This is a genomic window from Vibrio scophthalmi (assembly GCF_040869025.1).
In the GTDB taxonomy this organism is placed as follows: Bacteria; Pseudomonadota; Gammaproteobacteria; order Enterobacterales; family Vibrionaceae; genus Vibrio; species Vibrio scophthalmi.
This window is the reverse complement of record NZ_CP134271.1, coordinates 2,183,572-2,198,933: the sequence shown is the minus strand read 5'-3', so window position 1 is coordinate 2,198,933 and position 15,362 is coordinate 2,183,572. Positions and strand designations below refer to the sequence as shown.

Here is a 15,362-nt window from a genome sequence, read left to right as displayed (position 1 = left end):
CTCGAATGCATTAGCCTTTCGTCGGTATTTCCAACTGCATTTCAGGAATCGCCGCTTTTTTCGCTTTCACTTTGCGCATAACTAACCAAACAATTAAGCCCAAAGTAATCATCACAATATTCCCTAACGCGATAATCATCAAACTTCGATTACGCTGTGATTCACGCTCTTGTTTAATACGGATTTCTTCTAAACGCTGAGCTTGTTTGATGCGCTCTTCTTCTTGCAAGCGACGAGTTTCTGCTAAATCAATGTCTTTCACTACACTGTAAGTTTGCTCAGATAGAGGGAACATCAACTCGCGATGTGAGCCAAGCTCAGTGGCAAACACTTTGCCATTCCAAGAATACTCACCAATCACGCCACTGTATGGGATATCAAGTTCAACCTTCATTGCCTCTTTATCTGCCGCAGAGTTTTCAACCGCGATTTCCTCACCCCGCGCATCCCTATGTTCAATATGAGCGGCCAGTGACCCCGGTTGAATCATGCCTTGTTCACCAGAAAAGATCACTTGGTGAGCTTGATTTTCCGTCCGAGACTGAATAAAGGAAAGTTCGATTGGGCTTGGGTAAACCAATACCTCTTGCTCTTGAGCCCGCAAGAAAACCCCATTGCCTGAGGTAATGCGCACCCGATATTTACCCGGAGCGGACGTAATCGGCAATGAAACCGTAAACACCCCATCACCCGGTTTTTCATCCAAACCTTGGCCGTCATCAGCAAAAACGCCGACCTCAATCGGCACAGGGCGCGCTTCCTTGATCAAGCTAGCTTCATTTTCAATGTACTTAGTAAAGGTGACTTTTAGCTCCACGCGATCCAAAAAGTCGCGCAGCACTAAGGGTTTATCATTGGATGTTAAGCGAGCCGTAAACTTCATCTCTTCGCCTTGAAATAGGCGCTCAGGTAATGCTTGCGCTGACAGTTTAAGATGGGAAATCAGTTTAATTTTATTTTTTGGCGTTACTTTACCAATCGCCTGCCAAGGACCTGGCATTGGGTTTTCGATCGACACGATATCCATCGCCGACTCTTGATACCAACTGACGTTATCGGGGCTACGATGAGAGTAGTATTTACGACCGTCAGGGCGCACCAGCACCACAGGTTGTGAGGATTCTGCGCGATAAATAACAAAAGTAATGTGTTCAATACTAGGATCAACCCGAAAACGGTTATCTAACAGCGTCATCGAACTTTCAGATGTTGCCGTTGCGGACGTTGAGGCGCTCTGAGCGGCAAAGCTCAATGAACAAATGCATAACCCTAACAAGGCAAACCAAATCCTCAACATCTTCTCTCCTATTGACGCCAGAGGCAGCTTCCGCTTTTCTCTACGATATCTAAACGACTATTATGGGCTTCTATCTCATCGGCAGTAGCGCGTAAAACCTTTAGTGCTTTTCGCTGACTAGAAGCTCGTTTTATTGACTCACCTCCCACTCCTTCACCATCTCCGCTGCCGGGATTGAATTGTAAAGTGGTTTGTCCGCCCGTCATTAATAAGTAAACGTCGGCTAGGATTTCCGCATCGAGCAATGCGCCGTGGAGGGTACGGTGCGAGTTATCGATGCCGTAGCGATCACACAAGATATCAAGGTTATTACGTTTACCAGGGAAGATTCTCTTCGCCATGGCAAGTGTATCGGTCACCTTACAATATTGCTCAGTATTGCCTATCGAGGCATCCAACTTCTCGAATTCATAATCCATAAAGCCGACGTCGAAGGGCGCATTATGCGCGACCAATTCTGCGCCTTGGATAAATTCTAAAAACTCGCGGTGCACATCACGGTATTCTGGTTTATCACGCAAAAATTCATCGGTGATACCGTGGATAGCCACCGCTTCGGCTTGAATTTCACGATCGGGCTTTATGTAGACGTGGAAATGACGACCCGTCAATTTGCGGTCAATGATTTCCACCGCACCGATTTCAACAATACGGTGGCCAAGGTAATGTGGGCCGCCATCTTGATTCATACCGGTGGTTTCGGTATCGAGAACCACGATGCGATGCTGATTTGAATTGTTACTGGTATTCATTGCAGGCTATATGTCAGACTATATGGATTATGTGCTAACACCTATAGTATCAAATCATGACGAAACAAGTGGAAATTTTCACTGATGGTTCTTGTTTAGGTAACCCAGGCCCAGGTGGCTATGGCGTTGTTCTCCGTTATAAGCAAGTGGAAAAAACACTCGCTGAAGGCTTCACCCTCACCACCAACAATCGCATGGAAATGCTGGCAACCATTGTGGCTCTAAAAGCCTTAAAGGAACCATGCCAAGTGATTCTGACTACGGATAGCCAATATGTACGCCAAGGCATCACGCAATGGATCCACAATTGGAAAAAACGCGACTGGAAAACCGCCGATAAAAAACCGGTGAAAAATGCTGATTTATGGAAGGCACTGGAGTTAGAAACCCAACGTCATGATGTCGACTGGCGCTGGGTAAAAGGCCACGCCGGTCATCGAGAAAACGAAATGTGTGACGAACTGGCCCGTACAGCCGCTGAAAATCCAACAAAAGTGGATCACGGCTATATCCCAAGCAACTAAATTACTTAGAACTGTTTAAGTAAGGACTGGGCAATTAGGCCTATACGCTTAGCCCCCATAAGCTTACGACTTAGTACAATTCGATTTAGACGAAACTTTGTAGTTGACGCCCACTGGCGTCAATTTTCGTTTCAGCTTCCAATGCGGTTTGATCGGCTTTAATGGATAAGTTCTTTTACGCGCGACAATAAAATACAAACTCCCCATAGGCGTAGCCCAGTCGCCAATACTGTTTTCCAGCCATGTCCAACAAGTGCGATGAGTCTGCATTGGAAATAAACCATACTGATCACAAGCCACCACTTGATAATTTAAGATCCCCAACCAGTCCTTAATTCGACTGGTGGTAAACATGCGCCCACTCCACGGTAAATTGTTTTTGCGCCAAGGCATGAAACTGGCAAGCCCAGTAAAACTGAGTGGGTTAAAGCCGGTTAAAATCAAATAACCATCATCAATCATCACTCGATCGACTTCTCGCAACATGCGATGAGGATCATTACAATAGTCGAGTTGATGGGCAAGAATCACCGTATCAAAGCTTTTTTCCAAAAAAGGCAAATCGTAACCATCTGCAATCACGTTATGCAAAGGATTGTGGATGTCGAGATTAACTTGATGTTGTATATTGCAGTTGCAGCTCGTAAGCTCGCAGCTTAAACCACCTAACTTGAGCATGTGGTAGCCAAAAAGCTTAGGGCACCACTCATCAAGCCGAGTTTGGATCGATTCGTTAACCCATTGGCCATTTTTTAATTGTGCCCAAGAATGGGGCTGTACAAGCTTTTTTTCACTGCGTGCTGGTTTCATAACGAGCTCACTTTGATAAATGGAGATAAAACCATGTTAGATATCAAAAGCATACCTGCCTTTAACGACAATTACATCTGGCTCATCCAAAATAGCGATCGTCGTTGCGCGGTTGTCGACCCAGGCGATGCGGCGCCCGTATTAGCCTACTTACAACAACATGAGTTAACTCTAGAAGCAATCTTAATTACCCACCACCACCATGATCACATTGGCGGCATTCCCGAGTTAGTTCGTCAATTCCCAACCATTGACGTGGTCGGCCCAGCCAATGAGCCAGTTCCAACCTTAACCCACCCTGTTGAAGCCGGCGATCAAATTCATCTTTTTGATGAAGTCTTTTTTGTACTCGGTCTGGAAGGTCACACTTTGGGCCATGTCGGTTATGTGGGCGATGGCAAACTTTTCTGTGGTGATACGCTATTCTCTGCCGGATGCGGGCGCGTTTTCGAAGGCACCATGGAGCAGATGCATCAATCACTGAGCAAACTGGCAGCACTGCCGGAAGAAACCGAAGTTTACTGCGCTCATGAATATACTTCGAGCAATCTTGCTTTCGCCATGGCGGTCGAACCCGACAACGCCCAATTGCAAAAATATCGTGAAGAAGTCAATCGTCTTAGAGCGCAAAATAAACCAACACTGCCAACCACCATCCGTCGTGAAAAATGGATTAATCCTTTTTTACGTGTTGATGAAGCCAGTGTCATAAAATCTGTGAGCAACCGAACGACACAAATGGATCCTGTGTCAATTTTTACGGCATTGCGTGAGTGGAAAAACGAATTTTAACGTTTTCCTGCTTGTCACTCTACTAATGAGACAAGTATTATCAGCAGCCGTTGAAAAGAAGGGCTGTAACATGCGATTTAAACACAGCTGGGTTCTGGCACTGGTATTAACCGGTTGTCAAATGACCCAGCCTACTACTCAAGATTCTGATGTAGAAACCACCTCAGATAAGACCTCTACTGCAACAGTAGTTCCTGCAACACCGGCCACTACGCCTGTAGAATCTCAAGTAGTTGCAACGCCGGTTGTGACACCACAGTCACAACAAGATGTGTGGAAACGTATCGCGATGCAGCTTGAGATGCCGATTCCCGATCATAAAACGGTCGATTATTATCGTACTTGGTATCTCAAACACCCAGGGCATCTAAAAACCGTTTCTCAACGCGCCCAGCCATTTCTTTATCTAATTACAGAAAAAATTGAGCAACGTGGTTTACCGTTAGAGCTCGCGCTATTACCTGTTGTAGAAAGCTCGTTTGATGCTTTTGCGTATTCACACGGCAGTGCGGCGGGTCTTTGGCAGTTTGTCCCTTCAACAGGCAAAATGTACGGCCTTGAACAAGACTTTTGGTATGACGGTCGCCGTGACGTCGATGCAGCAACGGATGCAGCCTTAGACTTTCTAACTGACCTAAACAAACGCTTTGACGGCAACTGGTCACATGCGATTGCTGCCTACAACAGTGGCGGTGGTCGTGTATCGAGCGCCATTCGTAAAAACACCAAAGCAGGTAAACCGATCGACTTCTTCTCTCTTTCTTTACCAAAAGAGACCAGCGCGTATGTACCTAAGCTGCTTGCCCTTGCGGACGTGATCGCCAATCAAGAGAAATACGGAATTGAAATCCCGCCGATTGCTAACAAACCTGTGGTCGAATTGGTGAAACCGAATGAACAGCTTGATCTCGCGATTGCTGCTAACTACGCCGACATTTCGGTCCGTGAGCTACAAAGCTTAAACCCAGCTTACAACCAATGGGCAACATCACCAGATGGCAATACGCAACTGTTGCTGCCTATCGCTTCAGTTGATAAATTTAACGCGCAATTGGCACAAAATCGCGGCAAAGGCATGAAGGTCGCTCGCTATAAAGTGCAATCAGGCGACACCATCAGCGTGCTAGCAACCAAGTACAACACCACCAGCCAAGTGATTCGTACTGCGAATAACATGACCAACAACAACATCCGTATTGGCCAACATCTGCTGATCCCAATTTCAACCAAAGATGACAAGGCTTACGCACTCAGTGCCAGCAATCGTCTAGCGAAAACCCAAGCGAAAGCTCGTGGTAAGTACAAATTGACTCATACTGTCGCCAAAGGCGATAGTTTGTGGAGTATCGCCAAAGCCAATAAGGTGTCACACACTTCACTGGCGAAATGGAATGGTATGGGCCCACGTGACACACTACGTATTGGCCAAGATTTGGTGATCTGGAAAAACAGCGCTGATGGTGCAGTGATCCGCACGGTCTTTTATCAAGTGCGTAGCGGTGATACGGTGAGTGGCATTGCAAATAAATTCAAAGTAAAAACGACCGATGTCGTGAAGTGGAATAGCCTTGAGAAGAAAAAGTACTTAAAGCCAGGTCAAAAACTGAAGCTGTATGTCGACGTGACTAAGGTGAGTGTATGACGCCATCAAGCAACCCTTTAAGCATGCTAGTTGATATTTTTCGTTCGCCTAGCGCCACTTTTATCGCCCTACATCAAAATGGTATATGGGGTTGGCAGCCTTTCATTGTTTTGCTGCTGACACCATTTTTATTCTGGGGCGCCTACTTTGACATCGTCAATTTTGCATGGCTTAAGCAAGCTTTGCTACCCCAATTAGAGCAAGTGAATCCAAGCCAAGTAGCTTTGCTAGATGCTAATACCTTGATGGCGAGTGAAATCATTGCCGAGGTTTTAGGTCGTATTACCAGTGTGACACTATTGGCCTTTTGGTTTCATTTTGCGACGAAGCCAAGCCAGCACCAACAGGGATACTGGAAATGGTTTGCAGCCAGCTGCGCGATTTTATTCCCGGCCGTACTGGGCGATTTGGCGAGCTATGTCAGCGCCTTACTCAAGCATGGCCAAGTGCTAAGTTATGCTGCCAATCTTAATAGCCTTAATGGTTTATTAAAACTGCCAATGACCAATGATTGGTTTTCATTTGCCAGTTCATTACCGCTGTTAATGCCATGGTATATCGCCCTCGGTTATGCCGCGGTCGGTACATGGACAGAATTCGAACGTGGCCAAGCCTTAGCGATTTCTGCCCTTCCTTGGGTGGTTGTTTACACTATTTGGGCGCTATTTCTACTAATTTTCTAATACGCTTTGCACTGACGGCAATAGACGAAAATAGACTTCAATCGGATTATGATCAGAGGCGTCAGAAATGGGCGCCTCTGCTTTTTCTAGCGTTAAGCCACGATAAAATAGATGATCAAGCGGTAAACCATTAATAAATTGCTTACGATGATCCAATTGATAATCCACTTCTTGCACTCCAACCTGTGCTAATACCTCTTTCATCACCGCTAAACGTTGTTCACTCCAGCTATTAAAGTCACCTGCCACAATAACAGGCCCTGTATGCGCCTTGAGAACGTTAGCCAACTTTTCAAGTTGATGATGATACTCTTGCGTACCATAAGTAAAGTTCACCGCATGGATATTAACCACCGCCAGCGTCTGCCCATTCGATAGTGCATAAGTGGCAAATAGCGCTGATTTCGGCAAGCGCAACCAAGGCTCCATCTCAGTATACCCACAAGCGCGTTTAGGCAATTGATGCGCCAAATTGAGCACACCTGCCGAAGTATCAAATGCTTTAAAGGCATCAACCAAATTTCCACTCCACTGCCCAGCATCGATCCAAGCGCGTAACTGTTCTGTCATGCTCGCTTCTTGCAACAGTAGCAATTGCTTATCTTGAGCAAGTCCCTCTAAAGCCTGTTGCCAGTTGGAACGATTTTGCTTATAGATGTTCCATACCAATAGGTTTAATTGACCATGGTGATCAAGTATTTGAGGGGCTGGGTTTTGATAACAAGCCAATTCGAGCTGCATGTCATTGGCCGAGACTGCCGGCGGCGTAATCGTCGTGACCTGTGCGGTGTCAGGTAAGGTAAAAACACTTCGATAGCCTGCGTAACCTGCAGCAGTGAGCACCAATGTAAATATGAGGAGAATTCTTTTTTTCATAATGCGGGATAATGCTCATCCAGCCAAAAGCTGATTGAATATCCTTATTGATTTAAAGCGTCGCCATCCAATATGGCCGGCTCAAAAAATAAAAGAGCCGTACGGCTCTTTTATTTGAATTAGATTGCGTCTTCGTCTTCTTCACCAGTACGAATACGAACAACACGTTCAACGCTAGTGATAAAGATTTTACCATCACCAATTTTTCCGGTTTGCGCCGTTTCAATAATGGTATCGACACACTGGTCCGCGACATCATCAGTCACGACGATTTCAAGCTTCACTTTAGGTAAAAAGTCGACCATATACTCTGCACCACGGTACAGCTCTGTATGACCTTTTTGACGGCCAAAGCCTTTTACTTCCGATACTGTCATGCCGGTAATACCAACTTCTGCGAGTGCTTCGCGCACATCATCCAGCTTAAAAGGCTTAATGATCGCCTCAATCTTTTTCATGTTCATCCCTTAAACTTACGTTATTTCAATCATTATCCCAAAAAGAGTCACGAATAAAAAGCCCAAGCCTTTAGCCTAACGTGCTTTCGCTCGCCAATCCAATTTATAACCTTTACCAGCAAAAGGTTTGCAATTAAATAGCCCTAGCACCGCAACCACCTCATCACCACATAATAGGATCGGTGTTCGACGTCTTAACCAGCTCGGCACGCCATACTCCTGAAATAATTTTTTCAGTTTACGGCTATGGCCACGACCAACCGGATGAGCAGTTAAACCTTCCGGATTGAAACTTATCGACAGTTGACTCACTTGCTGCTCGGTTAGTGCCAACTCTCCCATTGGAGAGGCTGATAACCGCAATTCTCCAACGCCATCAGGAAGTATCAGGCATTGATCAACATACAGTGGCGCCTGCCAATGGCTGATTTCTTCGGCAGGCAATACTTGATATAAACATTGCGCAAAACGACGTATCTGTATCTGACCTAAATTGAGAATAGGGTTGGCATCATCGGTCGCCAAAGCCACTTGCTGCCAAATTAAAGCCAGATGATCACGGCTTGGCATGCGCAATTGAGCCTCGGCAAACCACATGCGCAGTAACTGCATGCGTACCCGCTCACTTTTGCTTTCTAGAGTAGCAATAGAAAGGCTGCCATCACTAGCCAACGCGCTTTCAAATTGCTCTGTCAATAATTCGACTAGTAACGCTTCTTGTTCAGCACATAGCTCTGCACTGCGCTGCACCGCACTATGGATATGAGGCCAACGCTGCTTGAGTACGGGAGTAATTTGATGGCGAATAAAGTTACGGTCAAAACGCGTATCTTGATTGCTTTCATCTTCCACCCATTGCAACTGTAACTGCTGTGCAACTCGCTCTATCTCTGTACGTGGCACAGTAAGTAAAGGCCGTACGATTAAGCCATTTCGCCACGGCATCACTTGCGCCATCGCCGAGAGTCCTTTTGGACCACTCCCCCGCTTTAAGGCCAGTAAAAATGTTTCTAATTGATCATCGCTATGTTGACCGGTAATCAATATATCGCCTTGTTCAACATGCTGACTTAATGCTTGATAACGCACCTCGCGGGCACATTCCTCAAGGCTTTTCCCACTATGATCAAGCTGAACCTGCTCAACCACACATTTTATCCCTGCTTGCTGTGACCATTGCTGGCATTGCAGAGCCCATTGATCGGCATTTTCACTTAATCCATGGTGCACGTGCACCGCTATGCAGACAACACCATGCGTTTGTTGATAGCGGCTCAATAAAGCCAATAGTAAGCGGGAATCAACCCCACCGCTCAATGCTAAAACGATTTTGTTGGGCTGTTGCTGTTGCAGTGATTGAGAAAAAATGGCGTAAAGAGAGTCCATGGCCGCTCACAAGAGTGTCTTAAGTCATCGCTATTCTAGCGCAAAACAAAAAGGGTTGAGACCATGCCCAACCCTTTTCTTTGTTATTCAATGAATCAACAGTAACCGTAGTTCATTAAACGCTGGTAACGGCGAGCCATCAAAGATTCTTCGTCAAACTGTTCCAACTCAGCAAGTTGGCGCAATAGCGTTTCTTTTACATTTTCTGCCGTTTGTTTATGGTCGCTGTGCGCACCACCTAACGGCTCACTGATAATCTCATCGATTAGCTCTAGCTCTTTCAAACGTGGAGCGATAAGACCCATCGCTTCCGCCGCCTGAGGCGCTTTATCTGAATCGCGCCATAAGATAGAAGCACAGCCTTCTGGCGAAATCACTGAGTAGGTTGAGTACTGTAGCATATTGACATAGTCACCGACACCAATCGCCAATGCACCACCTGAACCGCCTTCACCGACTACGTTACAGATAACGGGAACGGTTAGACCAGCCATGACTTTTAGGTTGGTTGCGATCGCTTCTGATTGGCCACGCTCTTCAGCACCAAGACCTGGGTATGCGCCCGCGGTGTCGATAAAGGTGATGATCGGCATGTTAAAACGTTCTGCGGTTTGCATTAAGCGCAGTGCTTTGCGGTAGCCTTCCGGTTTTGGCATACCAAAATTACGTTTTACTTTCTCTTTGGTTTCACGACCTTTTTGATGACCAATGATCATCACTGGGCGGCCTTCTAAACGAGCAATACCACCAACAATCGCTTTATCATCAGCGTAAGCACGATCGCCTGCCAGTTCATCAAATTCAGTAAAGATATGCTCGATGTAGTCCAAGGTATACGGACGACGAGGGTGACGAGCAAGTTGAGCCGTTTCCCACGCACCTAAATCGCTGAAGATTTTCTTTTTAAGCTCTAAGCTCTTCTTCTCTAACTGCTCAATCTCTTTATTAAGATCTACACCAGCATCACCACCATGGCGAGAAACGTCACGCAGCGCTTCGATTTTAGCTTCAAGTTCTGCGATAGGCTTTTCAAATTCTAGAAAGTTTAGGCTCATCTATCGATCCTTTTATATTCGGCAATCAGTGCCGAATTTAGTTAAATTCGAGTTCTACTTGGTCAGGTCCAAGCAGCTGTTTTAAATCATCAAGTAGCGTGTCGCTTGGCGTTACGCGCCACTCAGTACCCAACGTTAAGCGCGCTCTAGCATCTGAACGTTGGTAGTATACATGGACAGGAATCGTTCCTGCACGATAAGGCTCTAAGATGGTATTAAAGCGCTCAAAAAATTGGTTATCGATTTGCGCTTCGCTAATCGAAACAGAAAGGCCACGTGCATATTTTTCACGGGCACTGCCAAGATCCATGACCTCGCGCGCGGTCATTTTAAGACCCCCGTTGAAATCATCAAAGCTGACCTGTCCGGAAACGACTAAAATTTTATCGCTTTCAAGTAATTCTGCATATCGTTCTAGCGCATCTGAGAACAACATCACTTCCATCCGGCCACTGCGATCATCGAGTGTCATCAAACCAATACGGTTTCCTCGCTTGGTGGTCATCACTCGCGCGGCAATCACCAAGCCCGCAATCGTAACCGATTGATCGCGTCTAGTCGGCGTTGCATCATTAAGTCGACAGCTAGTGTACTTGCCCAGTTCCTTGATGTAGGCATTAATTGGGTGACCGGTCAAATAAAGACCGAGTGTATCACGCTCACCTTCCAGCCATACTTTTTCAGGCCACGGCGGCACTTTAGTATATTTATGCTCAACTTCTTCAGGGGCTTCGGTGAGAACGCCAAACAGATCCGTCTGACCAAAAGACTCTGCTTGATGATGTTGACTCGCGGCCTTCACCGCATCATTCAATGAGGCCATCAAAGCGGCACGGTGTGGGCCTAATCGGTCCAATGCACCAGCATAGATCAATTTTTCTATCACGCGTTTATTGACCTTTTTCAAATCAATACGAGCGCAAAAATCAAACAAATCCTTAAAGTGACCATCTTGGTTACGCGACGCTAATATCGCTTCAATTGGACCTTCACCAACCCCTTTGATTGCACCGATACCGTAAACAATCGCGCCGTCTTCATCAACATTAAAGCGGTACAAACCGGAGTTAATGTCTGGCGGTAACACTTTCAGCTTCATGCGCAAGCATTCATCGACCAAGCCAACCACTTTTTCGGTGTTGTCCATATCGGCCGTCATTACAGCCGCCATAAATTCAGCTGGGTAATGGGTTTTTAACCATAATGTTTGGTAAGAAACCAGTGCGTAAGCGGCTGAGTGCGATTTGTTAAAACCGTAACCTGCGAACTTTTCTACTAAGTCGAAGATTTTCATCGCCAATTCGCCATCAACGCCGTTGGCTACCGCGCCTTCTTCGAAGGTAGCACGCTGCTTGGCCATCTCTTCCGGTTTTTTCTTACCCATCGCACGACGAAGCATGTCCGCGCCACCAAGGGTATAACCAGATAAGACCTGTGCGATCTGCATGACCTGTTCTTGATAAAGAATGATGCCGTACGTCGGCTCTAGGATCTCTTTTAGTGACTCATGTTGCCACTTTTCATCCGGGTAAGAGACCGCTTCTCGGCCATGCTTACGGTCGATAAAGTTATCTACCATGCCCGACTGTAGTGGGCCCGGACGGAATAGAGCCACCAATGCGATGATATCTTCAAAACAGTCTGGTTGCAGCCGCTTGATCAGCTCTTTCATACCACGAGATTCAAGCTGGAATACCGCCGTGGTTTCTGAGTTTTGCAGCAACCGGAACGAGGCTTCATCAACCAATGGGATAGACTCGATACGTACCGGGGCTTTCCCTTCACGTTCTAGCCTTGGATTAATCAGACGCAGTGCCCAGTCAATGATGGTCAGCGTACGCAGGCCCAAGAAGTCGAATTTTACCAGGCCTGCGGTTTCAACATCATTCTTATCAAATTGAGTAACAGGGAAGTGTCCTTCCGCATCGGCATAGATAGGCGCAAAATCGGTAATCGTGGTTGGCGAGATAACCACACCACCCGCATGTTTACCTGCGTTTCGTGTACAACCTTCCAGAATACGGCACTTATCAATCAGCTCTTTGACTTCTTCATCCGCAGCGTACAGCTCTGGTAATGCAGGCTCTGCGGCAAAGGCTTTTTCGAGTGTCATACCCGGATCTGGCGGCACAAGCTTAGAGATGCGGTCAACAAAACCAAATGGATGGCCTAAAACACGGCCAACATCGCGAATAACCGCTTTCGCCGCCATGGTACCAAAGGTGATGATCTGTGATACCGCATCACGTCCATACATTTCGGCTACGTGGTCAATCACTTGGTCACGCTTATCCATACAGAAATCGACGTCGAAATCGGGCATCGATACACGTTCTGGGTTTAGAAAACGTTCGAACAGCAGATCGTATTCAAGTGGATCCAAATCCGTGATCTTCAGCGCGTATGCCACCAACGAGCCAGCACCTGAACCACGACCCGGACCAACAGGAATCTCATTGTCTTTTGACCACTGGATAAACTCCATTACGATCAAGAAGTAACCAGGGAATCCCATCTGGTTGATTACGTCGAGTTCAATCTGCAGACGCTCATCATATTCTGGGCGACGAGCCAAACGGACTGCTTCATCAGGAAAGAGGAATTCTAAACGCTCTTCTAAGCCTTCACGAGACTTCATCACAAGAAAGTCTGTTTCTTCCATCCCTTCTGTTGGGAAAGCGGGTAGGAAGTACTCCCACAGCCTTACTGTCACATTACAACGCTTAGCAATCTCAACACTGTTCTCGAGTGCTTCAGGGATGTCCGCGAATAGCTCGCACATCTCTTCTTCACTACGTAGGTATTGCTGAGAGCTGTAATTCTTAGGACGACGAGGGTCCTCAAGGGTATAACCATCGTGGATAGCCACGCGGATTTCGTGCGCATCAAACAAATCTTCACGCAAGAACACCACTTCATTGGTGGCGACAACAGGTAAGTCAGCGCGCTCGGCCAACTCTAACGCAAAGTGAAGGTAGCTCTCTTCATCGGCACGACCCGTACGTGTCAATTCAAGGTAAAAGCGATCGGCAAAGTATTGCTGATAAAAACCCACGCACTGATTCACCAATGCTTGGTTGCCTTTTAATAGCGCTTTACCAATCTCGCCACTTTTACCGCCAGAGAGAATGATCAGCCCTTCAGCTAATTCCACTAACCACTCTCTATCGATAACGGGCTGGTGTTGAACGTGCCCACGCAAGTACGCTTTCGAGATCAACAGAGTTAAGTTTTTATAACCAGTATTATCGCTCGCAATAACGGTTAATTTAGTCAGTTCATCACCAAATTCCGGTGACTGCATGACAAAATCAGCACCAATGATGGGTTTGATACCACAGCCGTGCGCCGCACCATAAAACTTCACCAAACCACATAAGTTGGTAAAATCGGTTAATGCCATTGCAGGCATACCCATCTCGGCGACTTTCTTCACCAGCGGAGGCACTTTTGATAGGCCATCGATCATGGAGTAGTCACTGTGGACTCGAAGATGGATAAACTTTGGTTCTGACATTAATACTTTCCGGTGTTGACGCTTTATTCTTGGCTGTGGTTATTCTACGTGATTGTTACTCTATTCCGAGCGCTTTTTTCACTGGTTTGAAGCTTTTACGGTGTTGTTCAATCACGCCATGTTGCTCAATGGCATCAAAATGCGCTTTGGTTGGGTAGCCTTTATGCTTGGCAAAACCAAACTGTGGGTATTGTTTATCCAACTCTTCCATTTCTTGGTCACGTACCACTTTAGCCAAAATTGATGCTGCACTGATCTCTGCTACACGCAAATCACTGAGGGATCCCCTCATAATTTCCCCAAAGCACAACCATGTTTGAATAGATTTTGAGCAAGCAGGGTTGCAGCCGCGAGCAAGTCTTCCCTCGTTATTGTGTAGCCAGAATGCCGCAAAACTTCCATCCCTAAGCGCACTGTTGAGAGTACATTTCGATTTTTGACAGTGTTAGCTTGGAAGTGCTTATCCCAACCTTGTTTCTGACCATGAACTCCAGCAAGCCAAAATGTCAGTTGAAGCATTAGGGCGATTAGCAGCATGATATCAAAGCGCTCTGAGCTGCTAGTTCGGCTATGACGGAGGCCTAAACCGTAGGCTGGGCTTTTCAAGTCTCGGAAGGTTTCTTCAATTTGCATACGCTTCGAGTAGAGCCTAACAAGTTGCTTTGGTGTTCGGATTTCAACGGGCAAGTTAGTCGCTAAAACCCATGGTTCTTTTGTCGAAGCGGAGTAGATTTTAGGTGACGGATGATGACAATTAGTCCGTGTCGAACGCTGATTTTTTCGGCCTTTAGGACGTGATTTATACAGTGCAATTTGACATGAAATTGGGTTGCTCTTAGTCAACCTCTTATAGCCTAAAGTCTTTGAGCGACTTGAGGATATGCTATGTAAGTTGCTGATAGGTTGCCAGTTTTCCGCACCTAAATCTGCATATTGCACTTTCCCTCTGACTCGACTTAACCAGTACCAACCTAGCTTTTCAACGGATTTATACCATGGCACTTTAAAGCCAGCATCACTGACAATGAGCGGTGTAGTGTTACTCGGTAGAATGCTTGCAAGGTCGGCTAGAAATTGGTCATGAGCCTTCTTTGAACATTGCTCTGAAAGCGGAAAGGCTTTCTCATAAAGAGTAATAGAACGACCATGTAGTGCCACCGAAGCCCGCAATACCATAAGCCGTTTTTGCTCACGAATATCAGACCAGTCAACAAGAACAATGGGCATCGAATTACCTGAACAGATAAAGCTGGCATGCCAACGGTATACAGCGAGTCGCTCTTTGTGCAAGTGACGATTACCTAACAATCTGTCGATTCGTTTGATGTTATGTTTTGTTCTGGCTTTCGTTGGCAGGTTACGACCAAGTTCGGTAAGAGTGAGCGTTTTACATTCAAGTAATGCGTGGCAAGCCAGCGTTAAACTGTTGAGTCGTTTTAAGTGCAATTCAGGGCAGAATTGGTAAAGAGAGTCGTGTAAAATATCGAGTTCGCACATCTTGTTGTCTGGTTATTGATTTTTCTCAGAACCATTTGATCACATGACAAGATGTGCATCTACCTTAAATTTA

Annotated in this window: 12 protein-coding genes and 2 pseudogenes; 4 read left to right on the top strand and 10 right to left on the bottom strand. The window is 46.2% G+C overall.

The genetic code is table 11. The annotated features are described in order from the left end of the window. Window positions 1-10: 10 nt before the first annotated feature. Together RJD38_RS10065 and dnaQ are read right to left on the bottom strand one after the other, a co-directional pair. Window positions 11-1,297, bottom strand: a complete 1,287-nt coding sequence (locus RJD38_RS10065) for a TIGR03503 family protein (protein ID WP_065545637.1) — start codon at window positions 1,295-1,297, stop codon at window positions 11-13. A gap of 8 nt (window positions 1,298-1,305) precedes the next feature. Then, window positions 1,306-2,049, bottom strand: coding sequence for a DNA polymerase III subunit epsilon (dnaQ, locus tag RJD38_RS10060; RefSeq protein ID WP_005593348.1), 744 nt, complete (start codon window positions 2,047-2,049; stop codon window positions 1,306-1,308). A 56-nt stretch (window positions 2,050-2,105) separates the two neighbouring features. Between dnaQ and rnhA the strand changes: the two genes are divergently transcribed. Beyond that, the gene (gene rnhA, locus RJD38_RS10055; RefSeq protein WP_005593349.1) at window positions 2,106-2,573 is read left to right on the top strand and encodes a ribonuclease HI; all 468 of its coding nucleotides are present in this window, start codon (window positions 2,106-2,108) and stop codon (window positions 2,571-2,573) included. Window positions 2,574-2,636: 63 nt separating this feature from the next. Here the strand turns inward: rnhA and RJD38_RS10050 are convergent, their stop codons facing one another. Beyond that, window positions 2,637-3,383 carry a class I SAM-dependent methyltransferase gene (locus RJD38_RS10050; RefSeq protein WP_065545638.1) on the bottom strand — a complete coding sequence of 249 codons (747 nt, stop codon included), beginning with the start codon at window positions 3,381-3,383 and terminating at the stop codon, window positions 2,637-2,639. Window positions 3,384-3,416: 33 nt separating this feature from the next. Between RJD38_RS10050 and gloB the strand changes: the two genes are divergently transcribed. The 3 genes and pseudogenes from gloB to RJD38_RS10035 all read left to right on the top strand — a co-directional run bounded on the left by gloB (window position 3,417) and on the right by RJD38_RS10035 (window position 6,500). Next, window positions 3,417-4,175 carry a hydroxyacylglutathione hydrolase gene (gene gloB, locus RJD38_RS10045; protein WP_005593352.1) on the top strand — a complete coding sequence of 253 codons (759 nt, stop codon included), beginning with the start codon at window positions 3,417-3,419 and terminating at the stop codon, window positions 4,173-4,175. A 229-nt stretch (window positions 4,176-4,404) separates the two neighbouring features. Beyond that, window positions 4,405-5,817: pseudogene (locus RJD38_RS10040) on the top strand (LysM peptidoglycan-binding domain-containing protein); the annotation flags it as partial. Further along, window positions 5,814-6,500 carry a YIP1 family protein gene (locus RJD38_RS10035; protein WP_065545640.1) on the top strand — a complete coding sequence of 229 codons (687 nt, stop codon included), beginning with the start codon at window positions 5,814-5,816 and terminating at the stop codon, window positions 6,498-6,500. The pseudogene RJD38_RS10040 and the gene RJD38_RS10035, both read left to right, overlap by 4 nt. On the opposite strand, the gene RJD38_RS10030 is transcribed toward RJD38_RS10035, so the two are convergent. The 7 genes and pseudogenes from RJD38_RS10030 to RJD38_RS10000 form a co-directional block, all read right to left on the bottom strand. Continuing rightward, entirely contained in the window at window positions 6,489-7,376 is an 888-nt protein-coding gene (locus RJD38_RS10030; RefSeq protein ID WP_065545641.1) for an endonuclease/exonuclease/phosphatase family protein, read from the bottom strand. The two genes, RJD38_RS10035 and RJD38_RS10030, sit on opposite strands and share 12 nt — an antisense overlap. A 119-nt stretch (window positions 7,377-7,495) precedes the next feature. Next, the gene (glnB, locus tag RJD38_RS10025) at window positions 7,496-7,834 is read right to left on the bottom strand and encodes a nitrogen regulatory protein P-II (RefSeq protein ID WP_005593356.1); all 339 of its coding nucleotides are present in this window, start codon (window positions 7,832-7,834) and stop codon (window positions 7,496-7,498) included. Window positions 7,835-7,909: 75 nt separating this feature from the next. Next, complete coding sequence (tilS, locus tag RJD38_RS10020; RefSeq protein ID WP_065545642.1) at window positions 7,910-9,220, bottom strand: tRNA lysidine(34) synthetase TilS; 1,311 nt, start codon at window positions 9,218-9,220, stop codon at window positions 7,910-7,912. 95 nt (window positions 9,221-9,315) lie between these two features. Then, window positions 9,316-10,275, bottom strand: a complete 960-nt coding sequence (gene accA, locus RJD38_RS10015; RefSeq protein ID WP_005593359.1) for an acetyl-CoA carboxylase carboxyl transferase subunit alpha — start codon at window positions 10,273-10,275, stop codon at window positions 9,316-9,318. A gap of 37 nt (window positions 10,276-10,312) precedes the next feature. After that, window positions 10,313-13,792 carry a DNA polymerase III subunit alpha gene (gene dnaE / locus RJD38_RS10010; protein WP_005593360.1) on the bottom strand — a complete coding sequence of 1,160 codons (3,480 nt, stop codon included), beginning with the start codon at window positions 13,790-13,792 and terminating at the stop codon, window positions 10,313-10,315. A 55-nt stretch (window positions 13,793-13,847) separates the two neighbouring features. Further along, window positions 13,848-14,066 (bottom strand): annotated as a pseudogene (locus tag RJD38_RS10005) (ribonuclease HII); the annotation flags it as partial. 14 nt (window positions 14,067-14,080) lie between these two features. Beyond that, a complete protein-coding gene (locus tag RJD38_RS10000) occupies window positions 14,081-15,289 on the bottom strand; it encodes an IS4 family transposase (protein ID WP_032073033.1) in 1,209 nt (402 codons plus the stop codon). Window positions 15,290-15,362 lie beyond the last annotated feature (73 nt).

Bases quoted from the DNA above. Each gene is read 5' to 3' on its own strand.
- RJD38_RS10065 (WP_065545637.1), bottom strand. From the start codon at position 1,297: ATGTTGAGGATTTGGTTTGCCTTGTTAGGGTTATGCATTTGTTCATTG.
- RJD38_RS10050 (WP_065545638.1), bottom strand. From the start codon at position 3,383: ATGAAACCAGCACGCAGTGAAAAAAAGCTTGTACAGCCCCATTCTTGG.
- gloB (WP_005593352.1), top strand. From the start codon at position 3,417: ATGTTAGATATCAAAAGCATACCTGCCTTTAACGACAATTACATCTGG.
- tilS (WP_065545642.1), bottom strand. From the start codon at position 9,220: ATGGACTCTCTTTACGCCATTTTTTCTCAATCACTGCAACAGCAACAG.
- accA (WP_005593359.1), bottom strand. From the start codon at position 10,275: ATGAGCCTAAACTTTCTAGAATTTGAAAAGCCTATCGCAGAACTTGAA.
- RJD38_RS10035 (WP_065545640.1), top strand. From the start codon at position 5,814: ATGACGCCATCAAGCAACCCTTTAAGCATGCTAGTTGATATTTTTCGT.
- dnaQ (WP_005593348.1), bottom strand. From the start codon at position 2,049: ATGAATACCAGTAACAATTCAAATCAGCATCGCATCGTGGTTCTCGAT.
- glnB (WP_005593356.1), bottom strand. From the start codon at position 7,834: ATGAAAAAGATTGAGGCGATCATTAAGCCTTTTAAGCTGGATGATGTG.
- rnhA (WP_005593349.1), top strand. From the start codon at position 2,106: ATGACGAAACAAGTGGAAATTTTCACTGATGGTTCTTGTTTAGGTAAC.
- RJD38_RS10000 (WP_032073033.1), bottom strand. From the start codon at position 15,289: ATGTGCGAACTCGATATTTTACACGACTCTCTTTACCAATTCTGCCCT.
- RJD38_RS10030 (WP_065545641.1), bottom strand. From the start codon at position 7,376: ATGAAAAAAAGAATTCTCCTCATATTTACATTGGTGCTCACTGCTGCA.
- dnaE (WP_005593360.1), bottom strand. From the start codon at position 13,792: ATGTCAGAACCAAAGTTTATCCATCTTCGAGTCCACAGTGACTACTCC.